Here is a 23,583-nt window from a genome sequence, read left to right on the forward strand (position 1 = left end):
CGCCTCCCGCCATCGGATTTCCGGATAAGGTGCCTGTCAGGTCTAGACCATGATCCTGACAATCGGAATCGATTTTGCGAAAGGACCATGCACAACGACAAATTGCTACAGCGCCGTTCGCGCGTCCAAACGACGCGGCGCATACCGGATGGTAGGAGGAGAGGACGTTCTACAAACCTGCGGCGCTGCAAACCTTCGCGGCGGCAGGTAAAGGGCAGCGTATCTCCCCGCCCCGGTCAACCAGATGGGCAGATCGACACTGATTCAAAAACGGCGAGGCCGACGGTGCGACGGCCTCGCTGGATATTGGACTTAACGGCTTCCCGATCAGGCGGCGTGGCGCTTGGCCTCAGCCGCATAGCGGTCCAGGAGACCGCTCCAGCCACCCTCCGATTCGAAGGCCTCGCGCATCGCCTCTGCGATTTCGCCCATGTTCTCCAGAAGCCTGTGCTCGAGTTCCACGCGCGTCGCGTTCTCGCCGAGCGCGACAAAGCGGATCTCGACTTCGGTCAGCAATGCCGGATCGTAGCGCCAGCCGGCTCCAATGCGCCAGGCGAGCGTCAGCCTCGACGGCGGATCCCAGGCGAGAACCTCGCCCCAATCGCATTGTGACCCATCCTCGTCGATCTCGTACCAGCGGCCGCCGGCTTTCGGTTCGATCACCGCGGTCGTCAGGGCGGATTTGCCGATCGAGTGCGAAGCCGGCCACCAGCGCCCGAATCCTGTGGTGAACACATCGAATGCCTTGTCGAGCGGCACCTCCACCGTCACCGACTTCCTGACCGGCGCGGGCTTGATCATGGTCGTCATTTCCTCTTCTCCTTGCTGTTGTCGACTTCCCGTTTGAAGGCGTCGAGCGCATCGCCCCACATGCGGTCGAGCCAGGCACGCATCTCGCCGAGCCCATGCGGGTCGAGATGATAGATGTTGCTGGCACCTTTCGGCTCTGCGCGGACCAGCCGGGCTTCCTTCAAGACCTTGAGGTGCTGCGATACCGCCGGCTGCGAGACCGGAAGCACTCGCGTCAGATCTATGACCGAGCGTGGCCGATCGGCGATGAGCTCGAACACCTTGCGGCGCGTCGGATCGGCCAAGGCCACCATTCCTGCATAATCATAAATCATGACTTATGATAAGCTAAAACTTATGATAAGTCAACCGAGGGCGTGGCGGGCCCGTGTTCAAGCAACCGGCCGGCCCCGAGGCTCCGGGGCAATTCCTTCACGCGGGGGCATGGACAGCGATGCGGATGCAAGACTGCTCAGGGAATCGATCCACCGCATGCGGGCCGGCCGGCAAATGTCGACCACCGGCGAAAAGTAAACCTGGCAGCAAGGTTTTTACCTTACCGGTGTATGTGTCTCTCCGGCGAAACGTTAAGAACAGGTAAATTGGTTTGGCCCTAACCACGGAAGCCTCTCGCTACAGGCCCTCCGCCATATGGCAATTGCGCCTCTCCTTGTTCATGGCGACATACGTTTTAGGCGCATCTGCATTATATCCAGAAATATTCTATACGTCCGCCTTAATCTATTCTCACAAGTTTCTTGTTGGCATTCCGGTGTTGTTTATCGGCGGCGTCTGCTGTGCCGCGCTAATCCATGGCCGGCGGCAACCGGTTCGCTACGCACTGGATTTGGTTCAAGGGCGCTGGCGCGGTTGTCTGCTGGTGCTGCTGTTCTTCTTTGCCAGCTTGACCGCGTTCTCTACCTACAAGATCGCCATCCCGTCCGTCGTCCCATACTATGCCGACAACTGGTTGGCCGACGCTGATGAATGGCTGCACGGGATGCCGCCATGGGAGATCGTCCATAAGCTCGACAGCAACAACTGGTCGTTCGTCGTCTTCAACAGCTATGAAGTCATTTGGTTTTACCAGTGGTTCGGCGCCATCCTTTTCGTGTCGCTCTGGTCGGACGAGATTGCCCGCATCCGCTATCTCTGCGCAGCAGCGCTGACGTTGTCCGTCCTCGGAACGGTCTTGGCCGTGGCGCTGGCATCGGTCGGACCGGTTTACTACCACCACTTTGTCGGCGTGGATCGCTTCCACGGATTGAATGTGGCCTTGGACAGGCTGGACCATAGTTACATGGTGCGGGAACCCGCGGCATATCTCCTGATGGCTTACCAAAGCGGCCGGCCAAGTCTTGGCGGCGGCATCTCGGCCATGCCAAGCATGCATGTCGCCTTTGCCGCATTGAACGCCTATTTGCTGTCATCGATCAATCGCTGGCTTGGCGTTCTGGGTTGGACCTTTGCAGCCCTGATCCTGTACGGATCGGTGTTCACCGGCTGGCACTATGCCATGGACGGCTACGCATCGATCGTTGTTGTATCGGTGATCTGGTGGGCGACCGGACGCCTGGTGCGCGAATAGAGTTATGTGCGCTTGTCGATAGATGGCCATGCCTGCCGATGGCCACTTCGCATAAGCCAAACTCGCGACCGCAATCAGGCAAAAAGCACGTGCCCCGACATGGACGCTCCCTGCCGTGCTCGAATTTCAACGGGCAAGAGATTCCGCTTTCGAATTTAATGGTGCGGTCGAGATGCAGCGCCGCAACGCCTCCCGCGTTGATTTTAAGCCATTTTTCTACGATTCTGTGGCGACCTGTATTGAGGATGGTTCGGCAGCGGCAAAGCATGTAGTTCCAGCCAGCCACCATCGGCAGGCAGCTGGCAGCCTTGCCATCACATCCTCCTCTGACGAACACCTAGTACGGTCAACCCTTAGCTGCCGCGCCGCGCCGCTCGAGCGCGGTCTTGCGGATGGTTTCTGCGATCTCCGGGCTGCTGCTGCACAGCATCTGGAAATCCGCCGAGTGTAGCGACAGGAGTGAGACCACCGTTGTGGCGCTGACGGTCGCCGAGCGCGGTTCGCCGGTGATCAGCGCCATCTCGCCGAAGAAGGCGCCAGGGCCCAGATCCACCGGGTTCGGCGTCGCGACGCTGACGCGCCCCTCCACGACGAAGAACATCTGGTCACCGGTCTCGCCATTGCGGCAGATCACAGCGCCCGCCGGCACGATGCGAGGTCGTAATGCGCGCACGATCTCGACTAGTGTGGCCGGGCCGAGCTTCTGAAACAACGGCACGGCGGCGACCAATTGCCAATTGCGGACGAAATCCTCGCGACGGACTTCTTGATAAAAGCCGGTGGCAAGAATGCCAGCCCAGAGCGCGAAGATGCCGATGCCACTCATCATGACCGCCCCGGCAAGGACGCGGCCGGCGAAGCTTTCCGGAATAGCGTCGCCATAGCCGGTGGTGGACAGCGTGACCACCGCCCACCACATTGCCTGGGGGATGCTGCCGAACTGTTGCGGTTGGACGTCGCGCTCGATGACATAGGCTGCGAGCGCAAAACCGAAAAGAACGATGCCGAAGACCGTGGCGACGCCGATCAGGTTGCGCGCTTCGTTGGTCAGGATTCTGCCCAGCAGCGGGAAGAAAGTTGAATCGCGCAGCGGTTTCAGCAGCCAGACAGCACAGTAGAGGCTCCGGTCGGGCGTGCCGACGAGCAGAAATGCGGCGAGTGGAACCAAAACCGCGAGCACATCAATGGCGATTGCCGGCGTCCTGTCCCGAACGTCTCCCGCCCGGCGCTTGAGCAGTTTCTCGGCCAATTCCAGGAGATAGACGCCCCAAATGACCGCGAGCACGGCAGCCAAAGCCAGTCTGCTTCGTCCGGACAGGTCCGGTGTCGTGAGCGTAGCCACCGCCACAAGCCCAGTCGCAGCCAGCACCGCGTTGAGCGGCGCGTAAATTCTTAGGAAAGGCAGTACCGACATTCTATGCCCACGAGCGGATACTACCCGCCAGAATAGGATGCCTTCAAGGCAAGCGCAAAGGGGCTTATTTTCGCTGCGATCGTCGCTGGACCATAGGCCATGAACCATCCGATCAGCGTCGAGATCGAGCTGCCCCTCGAACCACACCCAGCGCCGGCTCGTTCTGGGTTGGACCTTTGCAGCCCTGATCCTGTACGGATCGGTGTTCACTGGCTGGCACTATGCCGTGGACGGCTACGCATCGATCATTGTTGTGTCGGTGATCTGGTGGGCGACCGGACGCCTGGTGCGCGAATAGTTTGCACGCCAACCGCATAGATGGCTCCGCGCGCCGATTGCTTCTTCACTGGGCCACATTCGTGATCGCAACCAGGCAAAAAGCCTCGCGCCCCGACAAGGACGCTCCCCGCCGTGCTCGAATTCAACGGGTTAGAGGTTCCGCTTTCGAATTTAATGGTGCGGTCGAGAAGACTCGAACTTCCACGGGTTGCCCCACAGCGACCTCAACGCTGCGCGTCTACCAATTCCGCCACGACCGCACGTGGTAGGAGCCGGAACCAACCGGCCCGCGGCGTGTAGCAAATCGTTTCCGGTGAAACAAGTGCGCGGCCAGCAATAATCGGCCGGACATCGGCATAACTCTTCAAGGGCCGAACGTGCCGGAACTGGACGTTTGTACCGATTGCCGCCATATGAGTGGCGAGACGAGATATCATGACAGAGCGCAGCCAGATCGCCACGTCGTTCCTGCCCTTGCCCGGCTCGGCGCCGGTCGAATGGCGCATCGAGCCCGGGCTCACCGCCTATCCCGATGCGCTCGCCGTAATGGAGGCGCGCGCCGAGGCAATCCGCAGCGGCGGCGCCGGCGAGATGGTCTGGCTGGTCGAGCACCCGCCGCTCTACACCGCCGGCACCAGCGCCCGCATCGAGGACCTGATCGAGCCGGACCGTTTCCCGGTCTTTGCCGCCGGGCGTGGCGGCGAATACACCTATCATGGGCCGGGCCAGCGCGTCGCCTACGTCATGCTCGACCTGAAGCGGCGGCGCGAGGATGTCCGCGCCTTCGTCGCCGCACTCGAACAATGGATCATCGGCTCGCTGGCCGCCTTCAACGTACGCGGCGAACGCCGCGAGGACCGCGTCGGCGTCTGGGTGGTTCGGCCGGACCGCCCCGCTTTGCCCGACGGCTCGGCGGCCGAGGACAAGATCGCCGCCATCGGCATCAGGCTGAGGCGCTGGGTGAGCTTTCACGGCATCGCCATCAATGTCGAGCCGGACCTTAGCCATTTCAGCGGCATCGTGCCGTGCGGAGTCCAGGATCACGGCGTCACCAGCCTTGTCGACCTCGGCCTTCCCGTGACCATGGCCGACCTCGACCTGGCGCTGAAATCTGCTTTCGAGGACGTGTTCGGGCCCGCCGCGGTGTCGCCTGTCGAAGTGTCCCGCAAGGCCGGCTGAAACACTCGCCCAATGCCTGCGCCAATATGCGAAGGCGGCCCTCGCTCATCAGCATCGAGCCGCCCTTGAGCTCAATCCTCACATCGCGCCGATCCAGATTGCCATGGAAATGAGGAACGTGCTCATGCACACCAGCGAGACGACATCCTGAACAAGATCGGTCATAACTCTCTCCTGTTGTTAGTATGTTCGTATTTTGTTCTAATTTTGTTCGAATGTCAACGATCGCAGTCCGGGCGTCACCGGAATTGCGCTCGGTCATTTCGACAGGGTTAAGAAACGGTTGAGAGGGAGATGCCGAGCGTTTCGGGGCCGACAGGCGCGCGAAAGCGGCGGGACGGCGCACGGCAGCTCGCAGGCCGTCATCGCCTCAATTGCAGCGCACTCTAAAGCGGCACGACCTTGCCGTCGGCCAGCGTCACGCGGCGGTCCATGCGCGAGGCGAGCTCGTGATTGTGGGTGGCGATGAGCGCCGCCAGGCCCGATTGCCGGACCAGTGCTGCCAGCGCCTCGAACACATAGGAAGCAGTCACCGGGTCGAGATTGCCGGTCGGCTCGTCGGCCAAAAGCACCAGCGGCGCATTGGCGACGGCACGCGCAATGGCGACCCGCTGCTGCTCGCCGCCGGAGAGCTCGGAGGGGCGATGCTGTGCCCGCTTGCCGATCTGCATATAGTCGAGCAATTGCGCCGCCCGCTCGGCCGCCTCCTTGCGCGGCAGCCCTTTTATCAGCTGCGGCATCATGATGTTTTCCAGCGCAGAAAACTCAGGCAACAAATGATGGAACTGGTAGACGAAGCCGACGTCGTTGCGGCGGATCGCCGTGCGTTCGTCGTCGGAAAGCCGGCCGCAGGCGCGCCCCGCCAGGATCACGTCGCCGGCGTCCGGTCGCTCCAGCAGCCCGGCGGTGTGGAGCAGCGTCGACTTGCCGGTGCCCGACGGCGCCACCAGCGCCACCATCTCGCCACGCTTCAGCGAAAAATCGGCGCCGTTCAGGATGGTCAGCTTGCGCGGCCCCTGCACATAGTGCCGCTCGACGCTCTTCAGCTCGATAATGGCCTCGGCCATCATTCGTACCTCAGCGCTTCGACCGGATCGAGCCTGGCCGCGCGCCACGCCGGAAACAGTGTCGCCAGGAACGACAGCGCCAAAGCCATGAGAACGACCGAGATCGTCTCGCTGGCATCCATGCGGGCCGGCAGCTGGCTTAGGAAATAGAGCTCGGGATTGAACAGCCGCTCATTGGCCAGCCAGGAGAAGAACTGGCGGATGCGCTCGACGTTGAGGCAGATCACGATGCCGAGCAGCACGCCGGCGATGGTGCCGACAACGCCGATCGCAGCCCCGGTCATCAGGAAGATGCGCAGGATCGCGCCGCGCGTGGCGCCCATGGTGCGCAGGATGGCGATGTCGTGGCCCTTGTCCTTGACCAGCATGATCAGGCCCGAAATGATGTTGAGGGCGGCCACCAGCACGATCAGCGTCAGGATCATGAACATGACATTGCGCTCGACCTGCAGCGCGTCGAAGAACGTCTTGTTGCGTTGCCGCCAATCGACAAGGCTGATCGGCCGCTGCGCCGCCTCTTCGACCTTCGGCTTCAGCGCGTCGATATTGTCGGGATTGTCGGCGTAGATCTCGATCGTCTGCGCCCTTCCGTCCATGTTGAAGTAAAGCTGCGCTTCGGAAAACGGCATGTAGACGATGGAGCTGTCATATTCCGACATGCCGACCTCGAAGATCGCGGTGACCGGATAGCCTTTCATGCGCGGCGTCGTGCCGAGCGGCGTGATGTCGCCCTCGGGCGAGATCAGCGTGATGGTATCGCCGAGCACAAGGCCGAGATTTTCGGCCATGCGGCTGCCGATGGCGACGCCTTCGCCGGTGTCGAAGCCGACGATCGAGCCCTCCTTAATGTTGTTGGCGACGATGGTGATCTTGCCGAGATCCTCGCCGCGTATGCCGCGCACCAGCGCGCCGGTGCCGCCGCCGACATTGCCTTGCGCCAGCACCTGCCCGTCGATCAGCGGGATGGCGTATTTGACGCCGGGCACGCCGTTGATGCGGCCGGCGACCTGGCCATAGTCCTCCAGCGGCATGTCGAGCGGCTGCACGATCAGATGCCCGTTGACGCCTAGGATGCGCGTCAGCAGTTCGGCGCGAAAGCCGTTCATGACCGCCATGACGACGATCAGCGTGGCGACGCCCAGCATGATGCCGAGGAAGGAGATCGAGGCGATCACCGAGATCACCGTCTCCTTGCGACGCGAGCGCAGATAGCGCCACGCCACCAAGCGTTCGAAGCCGGAAAAAGGCCCGGCGCCCGATGGTCTTGCTGCCGCCGCTTCGTTCATGCGGCGGCACCGAAACGCTTTTTCACGTCGCCGATCGGCAGCGTCTCGCGCTCGCCGGTCCTGCGGTTCTTGATCTCGACCTCGCCGGCGGCGACACCACGCGGCCCGACGATCACCTGCCACGGGAGCCCGATCAGGTCGGCGGTGGCGAACTTGCCGCCCGGCCGCTGGTCGGTGTCGTCGTAGAGCACCTCCTTGCCGGCGGCGGCAAAGGCGGCATTCAGCTCGCCGCAGACGCGGTCGCATTCGGCATCGCCAGCCTTCATGTTGATCAGGCCGACATCGAACGGTGCCACCGCCTCCGGCCAGATGATGCCGTTATCGTCATGGCTGGCCTCGATGATCGCCGCGACCAGCCTGGACGGGCCGATGCCGTAGGAACCGCCAGAAACGAAATGATCCTTGCCGTCCGGCCCGGTCACCTTGGCGCCCATCGGCTTGGAATATTTGTCGCCGAAATGGAAGATATGCCCAACCTCGATGCCGCGCGCCGAGACCCGGTCGCGCGCGGGCACCTTCTCCCACGCCGCCTCGTCATGCATCTCGTCGGTGGCGGCATAGGGCGTCGTCCACGTCTTGACGATGCCGCCGATCTCGGCGTCGTTCGAAAAATCAGTGTCTGCCCCCGGCACCTCAAGCGAGAGATAGTCGCGATGGCAGAACACCTGGCTCTCGCCGGTGTCGGCCAGGATGATGAACTCATGGCTGAGGTCGCCGCCGATCGGCCCGGTGTCGGCGCGCATCGGAATGGCCTGCAGCCCCATGCGCGTAAACGTCCTGAGATAGGACACGAACATGCGGTTATAGGCGGCCTTGGCGCCTTCATAATCGAGGTCGAAGGAATAGGCGTCCTTCATCAGGAACTCGCGCGAACGCATGACGCCGAAGCGTGGGCGCACCTCGTCGCGAAACTTCCACTGGATGTGATAGAGATTGAGCGGCAGGTCCTTGTAGGACTTGACATAGGAGCGGAAGATCTCGGTGACCATCTCCTCGTTGGTCGGCCCGTAGAGCATATCGCGGTCTTGCCGGTCCTTGATGCGCAGCATCTCCTTGCCGTAGTCTTCATAGCGGCCGCTTTCGCGCCACAGCTCGGCCGATTGGATGGTCGGCATCAGGATTTCGAGTGCACCGGCGCGATTCTGCTCCTCGCGAATAATCCGGCAGACCTTGTCCAGCACCCGCTTGCCGAGCGGCAGCCAGGAAAAGCTGCCCTGCCCCTGCTGGCGGATCATGCCGGCGCGCAGCATCAGCCGATGCGAGACGATCTCGGCCTCGCGCGGATTTTCTTTGAGGATGGGCAGGAAATAGCGCGACAAACGCATGAACTGGTCCGTGAGAGAGGATGGCGGCGCCGGAATCGGCGCAGCGCAGGCTTGCTTGCCCCGGCTTCATAGCCATTTCATGGCGGAATGGAAACCCGGCCCAGGCGCTGCACAGGCGCCGCAATTGCCGCACACGGCTTGCTGGGCGTTTCGCAAGCAACGCCTGCCGTACTATTGTGCACTGCAGCACGAGATTGCCTGTTTCTGGGCAAAATTCTTCGTGACATTTTCACCCGCCTTAGGCTAGTGTGCCCCCATAACCGAGAGGGTAGAGAAAAATCTGCCCTCCTACGCGGTCAAAGTCTTGGGAGGATGCGATCTAGGCGCGGTAACTCGCTGCCGCCGGACACCGGAAACAGATCGGACGCGTTTAAATTGCAAGGCCTCGCGCCTTGCATTTTTTTTGTGCAATCATCTGGTTAGCACGACAGATTACCAACCTACATGACGTTGCGTCAGCCCAGACCCGCCCCGGCCTTTACTTTGGGTTGACCTTGCTGGCTCAGCTTGATTTCAGAGCCTCGGCTAGGCTGGGATAGTCGGACACGGTAGGTAGCCGGCTAATGCGCTGGGCTCTGGTTGAAATCCGGCACGATGTGCGGGATGTCGTCGATGCCGAGGCCAAGCCCTCTCGTGATGCCGTAGAAGATACCCATGAGGACCAGCGTGGCTATCGTCGTGCGCAGCGCGGCGCGCAGCATGTGCGGTCCGCGCGGTGCGCTCGGAACCGTGCCAAGCGTCACGTCCCGATCCTCGTCCTGCGTCCGCATGCTGAACGGCAGGACGGCGAACAACACCACCCACCACGTGGCGAAGAACAGGGCGATAAACGAAACCCAACTCATGCTTGCTCCAGTTCGACCAGCGTGCCGAAGAAATCCTTGGGGTGCAGAAACAATACCGGCTTGCCATGTGCGCCGATCTTCGGATTGCCGTCGCCGAGCACGCGCGCGCCGCTGGCCTTGAGACGGTCGCGCGCCGCAACAATGTCGTCCACCTCATAGCAGACATGGTGCATGCCGCCGGACGGATTCTTCGCGAGGAATGCGGCGATCGGCGAGGCTTCGCCGAGCGGCTCGAGCAACTCGATCCTGGTGTTGCCGACATCGACGAACACCACCGTAACGCCATGCTCCGGCAGCGCCTGCGGCGCGGTCACGCGCGCGCCAAGCATATCGCGATAGACCGCCGCAGCCGCGGCCAGATCCGGCACCGCAAGCGCGACATGGTTGAGGCGTCCGAGCATAGAGTGCTCCCGGTTAGGGGAGTAGGGGAATAGGGGAGTACGGGAGTAGGGAAAACAAGTTTGGAGAGTGCAAACTATCTGTTCTTCCCTACTCCCCTACTGCCATACTCCCCTACTCCTCATCTTGTGACGAACACCGTCACCAGCGGCTTCTTGCCCCAGGCTTCGTTGGCCGCGCCGCGCACCGCGCGCCGCACCGCCTCCTGGACCAGGTCGAGGTCTTTTCGGCGCTGGCGGGGGATGGAGTCCACGGCGCCGATTGCCGCATCGATCATCAGGTCTTCCAGGCTCTCACCGCTGCCGTCGGCCTCGGCGACGCCGATGGCGACCAGATCGGGATCGCCGGCAAGCTCGTATTTGTCGTCGAGCACGACATTGACGGCGACATGGCCGGCAAAGGACAGCTTGCGGCGGTCGCGAATGCCCATCGCCTGGTCGGTGCCGATCAGCCTTCCATCCTTGTAGATGCGGCCGAACGGCACCTGGTCGATGATGGCGGCGGCACCCGGATACAGCCTGAGCATGTCGCCGTCGCGCACCTGCGCGACCTGGCCGATGCCGGACGTCGACATCAGCGAGCCCTGCGCCACCAGATGCGCCGCTTCGCCATGCACGGGAACGCCGATCTGCGGCCGCACCCATTCATACATCTTGCGCAATTCGCTGCGGCGTGGATGGCCGGAGACATGCACCAGCGCATCGCCGTCCTCGATGATCTTGATGCCGAGATCGATCAGGCGGTTCTTGATTTCGAGGATCGCCTTCTCGTTGCCGGGAATGGTGCGCGAGGAAAACACCACCGTGTCGCCAGCCGTCAGCGCCACCGACTTCATCTCGTCGCGCGACAGCTTGGCAAGTGCGGCAAGCGGCTCGCCCTGGCTGCCGGTGCAGATGATGACGAGGTTTTCGCGCGGGATGAAGCCGTAATCCTCCTCGGCGATGAATTCCGGCAACCCGTCCATATAGCCGAGTTCATCAGCCACATCGATGACTCGCTTCATCGAGCGGCCAATCACCAGGCACTGGCGGCCGGCATCCCGCGCCGCCTTGGCGATGGAGACGATACGCCCGACATTGGAGGAGAAGCTGGTGACGGCGACCCGGCCCTTGGCGTTCTGGATGACGCTCTTGAGGCCCTCGCCCACCGCCACTTCGGACGGCGATTCCCCTTCCCGCATCGCATTGGTGGAATCGCAGACCAGCGCCAGCACGCCCTTGTCGCCATAGGCTCGGAAGCGCGCCTCGTCGGTCATCGGCCCGACCGTCGGCGCCGGATCGATCTTCCAGTCGCCGGTGTGGATGACGACGCCGGCCGGCGTCGTGATCGCCAGCGACATCGGTTCGGGAATGGAGTGCGCAACAGGGATGGCCTCGATCTCGAACGGGCCGACGGTGAATTTCTCGCCGGCCCGGTAGATCGTCACCGGGATCTTCGGCGCCCCTTGCTCGCCCTGCCGCTTGGCTTCCAGCAGGCCGGCGCTGAACGGCGTCATCCACACCGGCGCCTTGAGCTTCGGCCAGATATCGTGCAACGCCCCGTAATGGTCCTCATGCGCATGGGTGATGACGATGCCGCGCAGATTGGCGACATTCTCCTCGATGAAGCGTGTGTCGGGCAGAACCAGGTCGACGCCGGGCAGGGTTGCATCGGGAAAGGTGACGCCGACGTCGACCACGATCCATTCGCGCGCATTGGCCGGTCCATAGCCGTAGAGGGCAAAGTTCATGCCGATCTCGCCGACACCGCCGAGCGGCACGAAGACAAGTTCGGCGTTTTCCGCTGTCGCCATGGTCTTTCCTTCCTTGCCGGTCAAAATTGCGGGCCGGTCAAAATTGTCGGCCGGTCAAAATTGTCGGCCGGTCAAATTCAAGCTGGTCAAATACCTGGCCAGTCAAACGTATTGGCCGGTCAAACGCCGGCCGAGGCAACCGCGCCGAAATGCACGTCGCCGGCGGCGATCGTCAGAACCGAACCTTCATCGTCGCGGATCACGAAACGGCAGTCCTCGTCAATGGTCTCGAAGGTGCCGCGCACCACATTACCGTCAATTCTGACAGCAACCTGCCCGCCAAGCCCCGCCGCACGCGCCAGCCACCGCCGCCTGACGGCGGCAAGCCCACGCCCTTCGTTCCACAGCCGCGCATTCTCGCTCCAGGCATCCGACAGCGCCAGAAACAGCGTCTCGGCATCGCAAGCAGACCCCAGCGCGCTGAGCGACGTCGCTGGATAAGGCAAATCCTCAGGGTATGCCACCACGTTGACGCCGATACCGATAGCCACCGCCGAACGGTCGCCATCCAGCATCGCCGATTCCAGCAGGATGCCGGCGAGCTTGGCGCCCGAGGCAAGCACATCGTTCGGCCATTTCAGTTCGAAACGGTTCTTGCCTTGGCTCGCACCATCGAGGCCGATCGCGATCCCGCCCTTCGGCACGACGGCGTCGAGCGCGTCGGCCAGCGCCAGTCCGGCAACGAAGCCGAGCGTCGCGGCAAGCCGAAGCTCGGTGTTGGTGATCACCAGCAACGTCGCTGCCAGATTACCCTCGGGCGTCGCCCAGGCGCGGCCACGGCGGCCACGCCCCGCTTCCTGCTTTTTGGAGACGACCCAGAGTTTGCCCGGATCGCCGGCCCGTGCGTGCTCCAGCGCCAGCGCGTTGGTGGAGCCGACCGTGTCGTGCGCCTCGAGCCGGAACCCGTCCGAAGCCGCGGTTGGAGCCAGCCTGAACGTCATTCCGTCAGAAGAAGGTCTTGGCTGCGGCAGCGGCGTAGGTTCCGATCGGGCCGCCGATCAGCACGTAGAACAGCACGAAGGCGCCACAGACACCGAGCACGACGCGCAGTTCGGACGCCATCGGCACGAAGCCGCCGACCGGTTCGTCGAACCACATGATCTTGATGATACGCAGATAATAGTAGGCGCCCACCACAGACGCGAGCACGCCGATGATCGCCAGCGCGTAGAGGTTGGCATTGATGGCGGCGAGGAACACGTACCATTTCCCCCAGAAGCCAGCGAGCGGCGGGATGCCGGCCAGCGAGAACATCAGGATGGTGAGGATCGTCGCCATGATCGGATTGGTCGCCGACAGGCCAGCGAGATCGCTGATCTGCTCGACATTGCCCTCCTTTCGCCGCATGGCGAGGATGAAGGCGAAGGTGCCGAGCGTCATCACCAGATAGATCAGCATGTAGATGGCGACGCCGCGCACGCCGTCCTGGCTGTTTGCGGCAAGGCCGACCAGAGCATAACCCATATGGCCGATGGAGGAATAGGCCATCAGCCGTTTGATGTTGGTCTGGCCGATGGCCGCGAAGGCACCAAGCGCCATCGAGGCGATCGAGATGAAGACGATGATCTGCTGCCAGTCGGCGGCGATCGGCTTGAAGGCGCCCATGGTGACGCGCACCATCAGCGCCATCGCCGCCATCTTCGGTGCCGCCGCCAGAAAAGCCGTCACCGGCGTCGGCGCGCCTTCATAGACGTCGGGCGTCCACATATGGAACGGCACCGCCGAGATCTTGAAGGCAAGGCCGGCCAGCACAAAAACCAGGCCGAAGACGAGGCCGAGCTGGCGCTCGCCGCCGCTCAGCGCCGCGGCGATCTCCTGGAAGCCGGTGTTGCCGGTGTAGCCGTAGACCAGCGAGATGCCGTAAAGCAGCATGCCCGATGACAGCGCGCCAAGGACGAAGTACTTCAGCCCGGCCTCGGTCGAGCGCAGATTATCGCGGTTGATCGCCGCCAGCACGTAGATCGCCAGCGATTGCAGCTCGAGGCCGAGATAGAGCCCGATCATGCCGTTGGCCGAGATCATCAGCATCATGCCGAGCGTGCAGAGCAGGATCAGCACCGGATATTCGAACTTGTCGAAACGCTCCGCCTGGGCAAAGCGGACCGACATGACCAGCGTCACCGCCGAGCCGATCAGCGCCAGCACCTTCATGAAGCGGGCGAATGGGTCCTGGATGAAGGCTTCGCCATAGGCATTGCCCTGCCCTGGGGAAAAGATCAGCCAGGCGCCGGCGATCACCAGCACGGCAACAGCAAGGCCGCTCACCGTGACAGTGGTGTTGGCGCGAGAATAGGCGCCGAGCATCAACAGCGCCAAGGCGCCGAGGGCGAGGATCAGCTCTGGCGTCGAGAGCGACAGGCTTGAGAGAAGGTCCGGCGTCATGGTTCGCAAACCCCCAGTCAGTTCGCCGCCGCGGTCTGCGCGGCGCCGATGGATGCGGTGACATTGGTAACGAGCGCCTTGACCGATTCGGCGGTCGCGTCGAAGATCGGCGCCGGATAGACGCCGAAGAAGATGACCAGTGCGACCAGCGGATAGATGATCACCTTCTCGCGCGTCGACAGGTCGAGCAGGCCTTTCAGGCTTTCCTTGGTCAGCGCGCCGAAGATCACCTTGCGGTAGAGCCAGAGCGCATAGGCCGCCGAAAGGACGACGCCGGTGGCGGCGAAGAACGCCACCCAGGTGTTGACCCGGAACACGCCGAGCATGGTCAGGAACTCGCCGACGAAGCCGCTGGTGCCGGGCAGGCCGACATTGGCCATGGTGAAGATCATGAACACGGTCGCATATTTCGGCATGTTGTTGACCAACCCGCCATAGGCGTCGATGTCACGCGTGTGCATGCGGTCGTAGACGACGCCGACGCAGAGGAACAGCGCGCCGGAGACCAGGCCGTGCGACAGCATCTGGAAGATCGAACCCTGGACGCCTTCCTGGTTCATCGCGAAGATTCCCATGGTGACGAAGCCCATGTGAGCGACCGACGAATAGGCGATCAGCTTCTTCATGTCCTCCTGCATCAGCGCCACCAGCGAGGTGTAGATGATGGCGACGACGGAAAGCGTGAAGATCAGCGGCGCGAACATTTCGGATGCGATCGGAAACATCGGCAGCGAAAAACGCAGGAAGCCGTACCCGCCCATCTTGAGCAGGATGGCGGCCAGGATCACCGAGCCGGCCGTCGGCGCCTCGACATGCGCGTCCGGCAGCCAGGTATGCACCGGCCACATCGGCATCTTCACCGCGAAGGACGCGAAGAAGGCAAGCCATAGCCAGGTCTGCATATTGGCCGGGAAGTTATGCGTCAGAAGCGTCGGGATATCGGTGGTGCCGGACTGGAAGAACATCGCCATGATGGCGAGCAGCATCAGCACCGAGCCGGCCAGCGTATAGAGGAAGAACTTGAACGAGGCATAGACGCGCCGCTTGCCGCCCCACACGCCGATGATGATGAACATCGGGATCAGGCCGGCTTCGAAGAAGACGTAGAACAAGACGATGTCGAGCGCGCAGAACACGCCGATCATCAGCGTCTCGAGCAGCAGGAAGGCGATCATATAGGCCTTGACGCGCTTCTCGATCGATTCCCACGAGGCGAGGATGCAGAGCGGCATCAGGAAGGTGGTCAGGATGACGAACAGCATGGAGATGCCGTCTACGCCCATATGGTAGGAGATGCCGGAATCCAGCCAGGCAAATTTCTCGACGAACTGGAAGCCGGGCTGCGAATTGTCGAAGCCGGTCCAGATGAACAGCGAAACCACGAAGGTGAACGCAGTCGTGAACAGCGCGATGGCGCGGATGTTGCGGCGCGCGTTGTCGCTGTCGTCACGCACGAAAAGGATGAGCAGCACACCAACCAGCGGCAGGAAGGTGACCAGAGATAGGATCGGCCAGGCGGTCATCAGAGCATCATCCAGGTGACGAGTGCGGCAACGCCGATCAGCATGGCGAAGGCATAGTGGTAGAGATAGCCGGTCTGCAGCTTGACGACCCGGTTGGTGACGTCGACGACGCGCGCCGAAATGCCGTCCGGCCCGAGCCCATCGATGACGGTGCCGTCGCCGGTCTTCCACAGGAAGCTGCCGAGGCGCTTTGCCGGCCGCACGAACAGGAAGTCGTAGAGCTCGTCGAAATACCATTTGTTGAGCAGGAAGGCGTAGAGCAGGCGATGGTTGGCGGCGACGCTCCGAGGCATTTCCGGCGCGCGAATATAGAACTGCCAGGCAATCGCAAAGCCGATCAGCATGGCGATGAACGGTGACAGCTCGACCCACAACGGCACTTCGTGGATTTCGTGCAGGATGTGGTTGTCCGGCAGCGTGAACAGCGACGCCTTCCAGAATTCGGCATAGCCCTCGCCGATGAAGGCGCCGTGGAAGATCACGCCGGCGAACAGAGCGCCCGCCGCCAGGATGAACAGCGGCACCAGCATGACCGGTGGCGATTCATGGACATGATGCATGACCTCGTGGCTGGCCCGCGGCTCGCCGTGGAAGGTCATGAAGATCAGCCGCCAAGAGTAGAACGAGGTGAAGCAGGCGGCAATGACCAGCAATATGAAGGCAAACGCGGCGACCGCATTGTGGCCGGCGAAGGCCGCTTCGATGATGGCGTCCTTGGAGAAGAAGCCGGCGGTGCCGATGATCGTCACCGGGATGCCGACACCGGTCAGCGCCAGCGTGCCGATCACCATCATCCAGTAGGTCTTCGGGATGAGCGTCCTCAGGCCGCCCATTTTGCGCATGTCCTGCTCGTCGGAGACGGCGTGGATGACCGAGCCCGAGCCGAGGAACAGCAGCGCCTTGAAGAAGGCGTGGGTGAACAGATGGAAAATCGCCGCGCCATAGGCGCCGACGCCGAGCGCCACGAACATGTAGCCGAGCTGCGAACAGGTCGAATAGGCGATGACGCGCTTGATGTCGTTCTGGACGAGACCGACTGTCGCCGCGAAGAAGGCGGTGAAGGCGCCGATGAAAGTGACCACGGTCAATGCCGAATGCGACAGCTCGAACAGCGGCGACAACCGCGCCAGCATGAACACGCCTGCCGTCACCATGGTCGCGGCATGGATTAGTGCCGAGACCGGCGTCGGGCCTTCCATGGCATCCGGCAGCCAGGTGTGAAGCGGCACCTGCGCCGACTTGCCCATGGCGCCCATGAACAGGAGCAGGCAGACGACCGTCATCGCAGCCTGCTTGTCGAGCGCATAGCCGAGGAAGGTCAGCACGGCCGCACCTTGCGGCGCGCCTTCGGCCGGAATGAACGTCGCCGCATTGGCGAAGATGGTGCCGAGATTGACCGAGCCGAACAGCACGAACACGCCGAATATGCCGAGCGCAAAGCCGAAATCACCGACGCGGTTGACGACGAAGGCCTTGATCGCAGCCGCATTGGCCGACGGCTTCTTGTACCAGAAGCCGATCAGCAGATAGGAGGCAAGGCCGACGCCTTCCCAGCCGAAGAACATCTGCACGAGGTTGTCGGCCGTCACCAGCATCAGCATGGCGAAGGTAAACAGCGACAGATAGGCGAAGAAGCGCGGCCGGTCCGGATCGTGATGCATGTAGCCGATCGAGTAGATATGGACCAGCGACGACACCGTGTTGACGACGACCAGCATGACCACCGTCAGCGTGTCGATCCTGAGCGCCCAGGACGCCTCCAGCCCGCCCGACTGGATCCAGCGCATCACCGGCACGGTGAACACCTCGCCGCCGCCGAAGCCGACCGAGAAGAAGGCGACCCACGACAGCACAGCCGCGATCACCAGGAAGCCGGAGGTGATGTATTCTGAAGCCTTGGCGCCGAGCGAAGTGCCGAACAGGCCGACGATCAAGAAGCCGAGCAGCGGAAGGAAGACGATGGCCTGATACATGGTGGTTCCGTCAACCCTTCATCATGTTCACGTCTTCGACCGCGATCGAGCCGCGGTTGCGGAAGAAGACGACGAGAATGGCAAGGCCGATCGCCGCTTCGGCCGCCGCGACCGTCAGCACGAACAGTGCGAACACCTGGCCGACCAGGTCGCCGAGCGCCGCCGAGAAGGCGACGAAATTGATGTTGACGGCAAGCAGGATCAGCTCGATCGACATCAGGATGACGATGACGTTCCTGCGGTTCAGGAAGATGCCGAACACGCCGAGCGTGAACAGGATCGCCGATACGGTCAGGTAGTGCGCGATGCCGACGACCATCTCAGACTCCTTCGCCCGTCTTGACCTTGCGGATTTCCACTCCGGTTGCCGCCGTGCGGCCGACCTGGGCGGCGATCGACTGCCGCTTGACGCCCGGCTTGTGGCGCAGCGTCAGCACGATGGCGCCGATCATGGCGACCAGCAGCACCAGCCCCGCCACCTGGAAGTAATAGAGGTAATCCGTATAGAGGATGTCGCCGAGCGCTGCCGTGTTCGAGCGCGCGGCCAGGTCCGGAATGGGCTTGGCGACCGTCGCCGCCAGTTTCGGCGCGAATGTATAGCCGCCGAGCACCACGATCAGCTCCGCCGCCAGGATCAGCCCGACCAGCGCGCCGATCGGTGCATATTGCAGGGCGCCTTCCTTCATTTCGGCGAAGTCGACGTCGAGCATCATGACGACGAACAGGAACAGCACCAGCACCGCGCCGACATAGACGACGAGCAGGATCATCGCCAGGAACTCGGCGCCGGTCAGCATGAAAAGGCCGGCGGCGTTGAAGAAGGTCAGGATCAGGAACAGCACCGAATGCACGGGATTGCGCGCCGATATGACCATGAACGCCGATGCCACCGCGACAAAGGCGAAGAGGTAGAAAAAGGCCGCCTCTAGTCCACTCAGCATGGGTTCCCCCGGGTTTCCTGTCAGAACAGGACGTTCGTCCTGTTTTTTGCCACCGCCTCCGGTCGGCAAGTTGCGTGTTCCTTAAACGAGGGCCCTCGCCCCGTCCATGCGTCAAATATCAGCGGTAAGGCGCATCCAGCGAGATGTTGCGCGCCAGTTCACGCTCCCAGCGGTCGCCATTGGCCAGGAGCCTGTCCTTGTCGTAATAAAGCTCCTCGCGCGTCTCCGTCGCGAATTCGAAATTCGGGCCCTCGACAATGGCGTCGACCGGGCAGGCTTCCTGGCAGAAGCCGCAGTAAATGCATTTCACCATATCAATGTCGTAGCGCACGGTGCGCCGCGTGCCGTCATTGCGACGTGGGCCGGCTTCGATGGTGATGGCCTGCGCCGGGCAGATCGCCTCGCATAGTTTGCAGGCGATGCAGCGTTCCTCGCCGTTCGGGTAGCGGCGCAGCGCATGTTCGCCACGGAAGCGCGGGCTGACCGGCCCCTTTTCATGCGGATAGTTGATGGTCTCCTTCGGCGCGAAGAATTGGCGCATCGACAGGAAGAAAGCGCTGACGAAGTCCTGCAAAAGCAGTGACTTGGCGGCCTGGGATAGCGTACTCATTCAGCACCCCCAAAGATCTGTGTTGCAGCGATTGCGCCGATAAATCCGAAAAAGACAGGCATCAGGAAACGGTATGCAAGTCTCGTCATCGACGCCAATATCTGCTTGTCCCAGCCAAACACCGGCACTCGGTAGTTTGCTGCCAACCTTTGGTCCTGTTGCCGCAAAACGTAGGGCAGCACAACAACGTTGCCAAAGAGCGCAACAAGCACGCCGACAGCTGCGCCTAGAAAACCAACGATCAGACTGCCCATCACGCAAACCCCGTGATCTTGAGGAAGGCGGCGGTGGCGACCACCATGAACAGCGAGATCGGCAGGAAGACCTTCCAGCCGAGCCGCATCAGCTGGTCGTAGCGGTAGCGCGGCACGAACGCCTTCACCATGGAGAACATGAAGAACACCAGGCAGACCTTGAGCACGAACCAGATCAGCCCCGGCACCCAGGTGAACGGCGCGAAGTTGAAGGGCGGCAGCCAGCCGCCAAGGAACAGGATGGTGGCCAGCGCGCACATCAGGACGACGGCGACATATTCGCCGAGGAAGAACAACAGGAACGGCGTCGAGGAATATTCGACCATATGGCCGGCGACGAGTTCCGATTCGGCTTCCACAAGGTCGAAGGGCGGCCGGTTGGTCTCGGCCAACGCCGAGATGAAGAAGACGATGAACATCGGGAACAGCGACAGCCAATGCCAGTCGAGGAAGGTGTTGGGCAGGCCGAGCCGCGTGCCCAGCCCGTCCTGCTGCGACAAGACGATGTCGGACAGGTTGAGCGAGCCGACGCAAAGCAGCACGGTGACAATGACGAAACCGATGGAGACTTCGTAGGACACCATCTGCGCCGCCGAGCGCAGCGCGCCGAGGAAGGGGTATTTCGAATTGGACGCCCAGCCGCCCATGATGACGCCATAGACCTCGAGCGAGGAGATGGCGAAGACATAGAGGATGCCGACATTGACGTTGGCGATCGCCCAGCCTTCATTGACCGGTATGACCGCCCAGGCAGAGATCGCCAGCACCGCCGACACCAAGGGCGCCAGCAGGAAAACGCCCTTGTTGGCGCCGGACGGGATGACCGGCTCCTTGAAGACGAATTTCAGCAGATCGGCGAACGCCTGCAGCGTGCCCCACGGGCCGACGACGTTCGGTCCGCGGCGCAATTGCACCGCCGCCCAGATCTTGCGGTCGGCGTAAAGCACATAGGCGACGAAGATCAACAGAACGACGATCAGCACGACCGACTTCAAAAGGATCAGCAGCGCCGGCAGCACGTAGAAGGAGAAGAAGGTGTCCATGTCTACTCCGCCGCCTGCCTGAAGCCGTTCTTCGCCAAAGCCGAGCACTCGGCCATCACCGCGGAAGCCCGCGCGATCGGGTTGGTCAGGTAGAAATCCTTGACCGGCGAGGTGAAGGTGCCCTTGTTCAGCCGCCCGCCGAGCTTGGCAACCCTGGCGATGTCGGCCGGGTCGCCGGCCGCGACATGGTCGATTCGGGCAAGATGCGGGTATTCCGCATAGAGCTTAGCGCGCAGCTGCGGCAGCGAATCGAACGGCAGCTTCTTGCCAAGCACATCCGATAGTGCCCGAAGGATCGCCCAGTCCTCGCGTGCCTCACCGGGCGCGAAGCCGGCACGGTTGGTCTGCTGCACGCGCCCCTCGGTGTTGACGAAGGTGCCCGACTTCTCGGTATAGGCGGCACCCGGCAGGATGACGTTGGCGCGGTGTGCGCCCTTGTCGCCATGCGTGCCGATATAGACGACGAAAGCGCCGCCGGTCTTTGCCATGTCGATTTCGTCGGCGCCGAGCAGGAACAGCACATCGGTCTCGCCCAGCATGCCGGCGACGTTCCTGCCGCCCTCGCCCGGCACAAACCCGACATCGAGGCCGCCGACGCGTGCCGCGGCAGTGTGCAGCACGGCAAAGCCGTTCCAGTCGGCCCTGGCGGCGTTGACGGCGACGGCGAGCTTCGCCGCCTGGCCGAGCACGGCCGCCCCGTCCGGACGCGCCAGCGCACCCTGTCCGACGATGATCAGCGGATGCGTCGCCTTCTTCAGCAGTTGGAAGAACTTGCCATTGCCGTCGGCCAGATCCTTCAGCGATTCCGGCCCGGCGCCGAGCTGCTCGTAATCATAGCGCGTATCGCCGACATCGCCGATGACGCCGACCGGCAGATTGCCGGCCCGCCAGCGCTTGCGGATGCGGGCGTTGAGCAAGGATGCCTCGAAGCGCGGATTGGCGCCGATGATCAGCACCGCATCGGCCTGTTCGATGCCTTCGATGGTCGGGTTGAACACATAGCTCGCCCGGCCGAGCGACGGATCGAGTGCGGCGCCGTCCTGGCGGCAGTCGGTGTTCTTCGAGCCGAGCGAAGCCATCAGAAGCTTCAGCGCGTAGATCTCCTCGACGGCGGCAAGATCGCCGGCAATGGCACCGATCTTTTCGGGTGCGGCATTCGACACCGCTTCCTTGATCGCGGCAAAAGCCTCGGCCCAGCTTGCCGGGGCCAGTCTGCCCTCCTTTCGCACATAGGGCCGGTCGAGGCGCTGCGTGCGCAGACCATCCCAGATGAAGCGGGTCTTGTCGGAAATCCACTCCTCGTTCACCGCCTCGTTGGTACGCGGCAGGATGCGCATCACTTCGCGGCCTCGGCTATCGACGCGGATCGCGGAGCCGACGGCGTCCATCACGTCGATGGATTCGGTCTTGGTCAGTTCCCACGGCCGTGCCTGGAAGGCGTACGGTTTGGAGGTCAGCGCACCAACCGGGCAAAGGTCGATGACATTGCCCTGCAGTTCCGAAGTCATCGCGCTTTCGAGATAGGTGGTGATCTCGGCATCCTCGCCGCGGCCGATCAGGCCGAGCTCCGATATGCCGGCAATCTCGGTGGTGAAACGGACGCAGCGCGTGCAATGGATGCACCGGTTCATGATCGTCTTGACCAGCGGCCCGATATACTTGTCTTCGACCGCCCGCTTGTTCTCGTGGTAGCGCGATGAATCGACGCCGAACGCCATCGCCTGGTCCTGCAGGTCGCACTCGCCGCCCTGGTCGCAGATCGGGCAGTCCAGCGGATGGTTGATCAGCAGGAATTCCATCACGCCTTCGCGCGCCTTCTTGACCATCGGCGTGTTGGTGAAGATTTCCGGCGGCTCGCCGTTCGGGCCTGGGCGCAGGTCGCGCACGCCCATGGCGCAGGACGCCTGCGGCTTGGGCGGGCCGCCTTTCACCTCAATCAGGCACATGCGGCAATTGCCGGCGATCGACAGCCGCTCGTGGAAGCAGAAGCGCGGCACTTCCGCGCCGGCGTCCTCGGCCGCCTGCAGCAGCGTGTAATGGTCGGGTACAGTGATCTCTTTCCCGTCGACCTTGAGCTTTGCCATTTCGCCTCAAACCCCTGCGGACGTTCCGCAATCTTTCCTTCCGGGCGCAGCCGAGACCGCGCACGATATTGAATTCACTTTTTGGCCCCGGCCAACGCGGCCGCCTGACCGATCCAGCCGTCACGGCCGATGCGGCCCTTCAACGACAGGTAATCTTCGACCCAGGCGATCTCTTGCGGCGTCCACGCGGCGATCTGGGCGTATGTCCAGATGCCAAGGCCGTTCAGCACCTTTTCCAGTTTCGGCCCGATGCCCGATATCGCCTTGAGGTCGGCCGGCTCGGCTGGCCGATCCATCGGCTTGGGCTGCTTGAAATCCTCCGGCATCAGCCCGGCCGACGCATCCGCTGCAACGGTGCTCGCATTCGCCAAGCTCCGCGCCGCGGTGCTCGTCGCAATGTCGGTCACATCATTGGCGAAGGACTGCGCCTCGGCAATCAGGGTTTTGGTCGCCGCGCGCGCCTTTGTCGAGGAGCTTTTGCCGGTTGCGGAAAAGCGTTCCGTTCGCGCCTCGAAATCCTCGGCGACCGGTTGCCAAAGCCGCTGCGAGGTCTCGGCGGCGCCTGAAAGCACGCCCATCCAGATACCAAAGGCGTGGTTGGCAAGGCCGATGCCGAGTGCCGTCATCGCCGCCGCGCCCGCGACAGGATGCGCCAGGAGATTGACGGCATTGGCCATCTCCTTCGGCATCATCCTGGTCAGATCCTGGTTCATCTTCAACAACGGGTCCATATCGGGCGTAAAATCGTCGGGTGTCGAAAACAGCGACATAGGTGGTCTCCTGGTCGTTTCCGTCTGCCCCGCGCTCGTT

At 62.6% G+C, this 23,583-nt stretch carries 22 protein-coding genes and 1 tRNA gene; 2 read left to right on the forward strand and 21 right to left on the reverse strand.

Annotated elements, in window-relative coordinates; all coding sequences use genetic code 11:
- Window positions 1–327: 327 nt before the first annotated feature.
- Both NKH30_RS26525 and NKH30_RS26530 read right to left on the reverse strand, forming a co-directional pair.
- Window positions 328–810, reverse strand: coding sequence for an SRPBCC family protein (locus NKH30_RS26525; RefSeq protein WP_352997499.1), 483 nt, complete (start codon window positions 808–810; stop codon window positions 328–330).
- Window positions 807–1,124 carry an ArsR/SmtB family transcription factor gene (locus NKH30_RS26530; RefSeq protein WP_023676569.1) on the reverse strand — a complete coding sequence of 106 codons (318 nt, stop codon included), beginning with the start codon at window positions 1,122–1,124 and terminating at the stop codon, window positions 807–809. Before NKH30_RS26530 ends, NKH30_RS26525 begins: the two co-directional genes overlap by 4 nt.
- 341 nt (window positions 1,125–1,465) lie before the next feature.
- On the opposite strand from NKH30_RS26530, the gene NKH30_RS26535 reads away from it, so the two are divergent.
- A complete protein-coding gene (locus tag NKH30_RS26535; RefSeq protein WP_352618929.1) occupies window positions 1,466–2,377 on the forward strand; it encodes a phosphatase PAP2 family protein in 912 nt (303 codons plus the stop codon).
- Window positions 2,378–2,723: 346 nt separating this feature from the next.
- Here NKH30_RS26535 and NKH30_RS26540 read toward each other — a convergent pair whose 3' ends face one another.
- Together NKH30_RS26540 and NKH30_RS26550 are read right to left on the reverse strand one after the other, a co-directional pair.
- Window positions 2,724–3,791 carry a cyclic nucleotide-gated potassium channel gene (locus NKH30_RS26540; RefSeq protein WP_352470245.1) on the reverse strand — a complete coding sequence of 356 codons (1,068 nt, stop codon included), beginning with the start codon at window positions 3,789–3,791 and terminating at the stop codon, window positions 2,724–2,726.
- A gap of 454 nt (window positions 3,792–4,245) precedes the next feature.
- Window positions 4,246–4,330, reverse strand: a tRNA-Leu gene (locus NKH30_RS26550).
- A 175-nt stretch (window positions 4,331–4,505) separates the two neighbouring features.
- Here NKH30_RS26550 and lipB point away from each other — a divergent pair.
- Window positions 4,506–5,249, forward strand: coding sequence for a lipoyl(octanoyl) transferase LipB (gene lipB, locus NKH30_RS26555; protein ID WP_352539628.1), 744 nt, complete (start codon window positions 4,506–4,508; stop codon window positions 5,247–5,249).
- A gap of 386 nt (window positions 5,250–5,635) precedes the next feature.
- On the opposite strand, the gene NKH30_RS26560 is transcribed toward lipB, so the two are convergent.
- The 17 genes from NKH30_RS26560 to NKH30_RS26640 form a co-directional block, all read right to left on the reverse strand.
- Window positions 5,636–6,319, reverse strand: coding sequence for an ABC transporter ATP-binding protein (locus NKH30_RS26560; protein WP_254818120.1), 684 nt, complete (start codon window positions 6,317–6,319; stop codon window positions 5,636–5,638).
- Window positions 6,316–7,602, reverse strand: a complete 1,287-nt coding sequence (locus NKH30_RS26565; RefSeq protein ID WP_352997500.1) for a lipoprotein-releasing ABC transporter permease subunit — start codon at window positions 7,600–7,602, stop codon at window positions 6,316–6,318. Before NKH30_RS26565 ends, NKH30_RS26560 begins: the two co-directional genes overlap by 4 nt.
- Window positions 7,599–8,927, reverse strand: coding sequence for a proline--tRNA ligase (gene proS / locus NKH30_RS26570; protein ID WP_352470242.1), 1,329 nt, complete (start codon window positions 8,925–8,927; stop codon window positions 7,599–7,601). The genes NKH30_RS26565 and proS overlap by 4 nt, the downstream gene beginning before the upstream one ends.
- Window positions 8,928–9,487: 560 nt before the next feature.
- The gene (locus NKH30_RS26575; protein WP_352470241.1) at window positions 9,488–9,772 is read right to left on the reverse strand and encodes a DUF1467 family protein; all 285 of its coding nucleotides are present in this window, start codon (window positions 9,770–9,772) and stop codon (window positions 9,488–9,490) included.
- Window positions 9,769–10,173: a methylmalonyl-CoA epimerase gene (gene mce, locus NKH30_RS26580; RefSeq protein ID WP_352768813.1), complete on the reverse strand. Its 405-nt coding sequence runs from the start codon at window positions 10,171–10,173 to the stop codon at window positions 9,769–9,771. Before mce ends, NKH30_RS26575 begins: the two co-directional genes overlap by 4 nt.
- Before the next feature lie 119 nt (window positions 10,174–10,292).
- Window positions 10,293–11,963, reverse strand: coding sequence for a ribonuclease J (locus NKH30_RS26585; protein ID WP_352450006.1), 1,671 nt, complete (start codon window positions 11,961–11,963; stop codon window positions 10,293–10,295).
- 119 nt (window positions 11,964–12,082) lie between these two features.
- Window positions 12,083–12,904, reverse strand: coding sequence for a biotin--[acetyl-CoA-carboxylase] ligase (locus NKH30_RS26590; protein ID WP_352997501.1), 822 nt, complete (start codon window positions 12,902–12,904; stop codon window positions 12,083–12,085).
- 4 nt (window positions 12,905–12,908) lie between these two features.
- Entirely contained in the window at window positions 12,909–14,345 is a 1,437-nt protein-coding gene (nuoN, locus tag NKH30_RS26595; protein ID WP_352817108.1) for an NADH-quinone oxidoreductase subunit NuoN, read from the reverse strand.
- Between the two features lie 17 nt (window positions 14,346–14,362).
- Window positions 14,363–15,868, reverse strand: a complete 1,506-nt coding sequence (locus tag NKH30_RS26600) for an NADH-quinone oxidoreductase subunit M (RefSeq protein WP_352997502.1) — start codon at window positions 15,866–15,868, stop codon at window positions 14,363–14,365.
- Window positions 15,868–17,841: an NADH-quinone oxidoreductase subunit L gene (nuoL, locus tag NKH30_RS26605; RefSeq protein ID WP_352742342.1), complete on the reverse strand. Its 1,974-nt coding sequence runs from the start codon at window positions 17,839–17,841 to the stop codon at window positions 15,868–15,870. The genes NKH30_RS26600 and nuoL overlap by 1 nt, the downstream gene beginning before the upstream one ends.
- 10 nt (window positions 17,842–17,851) lie before the next feature.
- The gene (nuoK, locus tag NKH30_RS26610; RefSeq protein ID WP_023676620.1) at window positions 17,852–18,160 is read right to left on the reverse strand and encodes an NADH-quinone oxidoreductase subunit NuoK; all 309 of its coding nucleotides are present in this window, start codon (window positions 18,158–18,160) and stop codon (window positions 17,852–17,854) included.
- A gap of 1 nt (window position 18,161) precedes the next feature.
- A complete protein-coding gene (locus NKH30_RS26615; protein ID WP_023676621.1) occupies window positions 18,162–18,782 on the reverse strand; it encodes an NADH-quinone oxidoreductase subunit J in 621 nt (206 codons plus the stop codon).
- 118 nt (window positions 18,783–18,900) lie between these two features.
- The gene (gene nuoI, locus NKH30_RS26620; RefSeq protein ID WP_352745068.1) at window positions 18,901–19,392 is read right to left on the reverse strand and encodes an NADH-quinone oxidoreductase subunit NuoI; all 492 of its coding nucleotides are present in this window, start codon (window positions 19,390–19,392) and stop codon (window positions 18,901–18,903) included.
- Window positions 19,389–19,646, reverse strand: coding sequence for a hypothetical protein (locus tag NKH30_RS26625; protein WP_352745070.1), 258 nt, complete (start codon window positions 19,644–19,646; stop codon window positions 19,389–19,391). Before NKH30_RS26625 ends, nuoI begins: the two co-directional genes overlap by 4 nt.
- Window positions 19,646–20,689 (reverse strand): NADH-quinone oxidoreductase subunit NuoH, encoded by a 1,044-nt coding sequence (nuoH, locus tag NKH30_RS26630; RefSeq protein WP_292663045.1) that lies wholly within the window; start codon window positions 20,687–20,689, stop codon window positions 19,646–19,648. Before nuoH ends, NKH30_RS26625 begins: the two co-directional genes overlap by 1 nt.
- Before the next feature lie 2 nt (window positions 20,690–20,691).
- A complete protein-coding gene (gene nuoG, locus NKH30_RS26635) occupies window positions 20,692–22,773 on the reverse strand; it encodes an NADH-quinone oxidoreductase subunit NuoG (protein WP_352870858.1) in 2,082 nt (693 codons plus the stop codon).
- A gap of 74 nt (window positions 22,774–22,847) precedes the next feature.
- Entirely contained in the window at window positions 22,848–23,543 is a 696-nt protein-coding gene (locus NKH30_RS26640) for a helix-hairpin-helix domain-containing protein (RefSeq protein WP_352458243.1), read from the reverse strand.
- Window positions 23,544–23,583 lie beyond the last annotated feature (40 nt).

It is taken from the genome of Mesorhizobium sp. M1273, assembly GCF_040318195.1.
Lineage (GTDB): Bacteria > Pseudomonadota > Alphaproteobacteria > Rhizobiales > Rhizobiaceae > Mesorhizobium.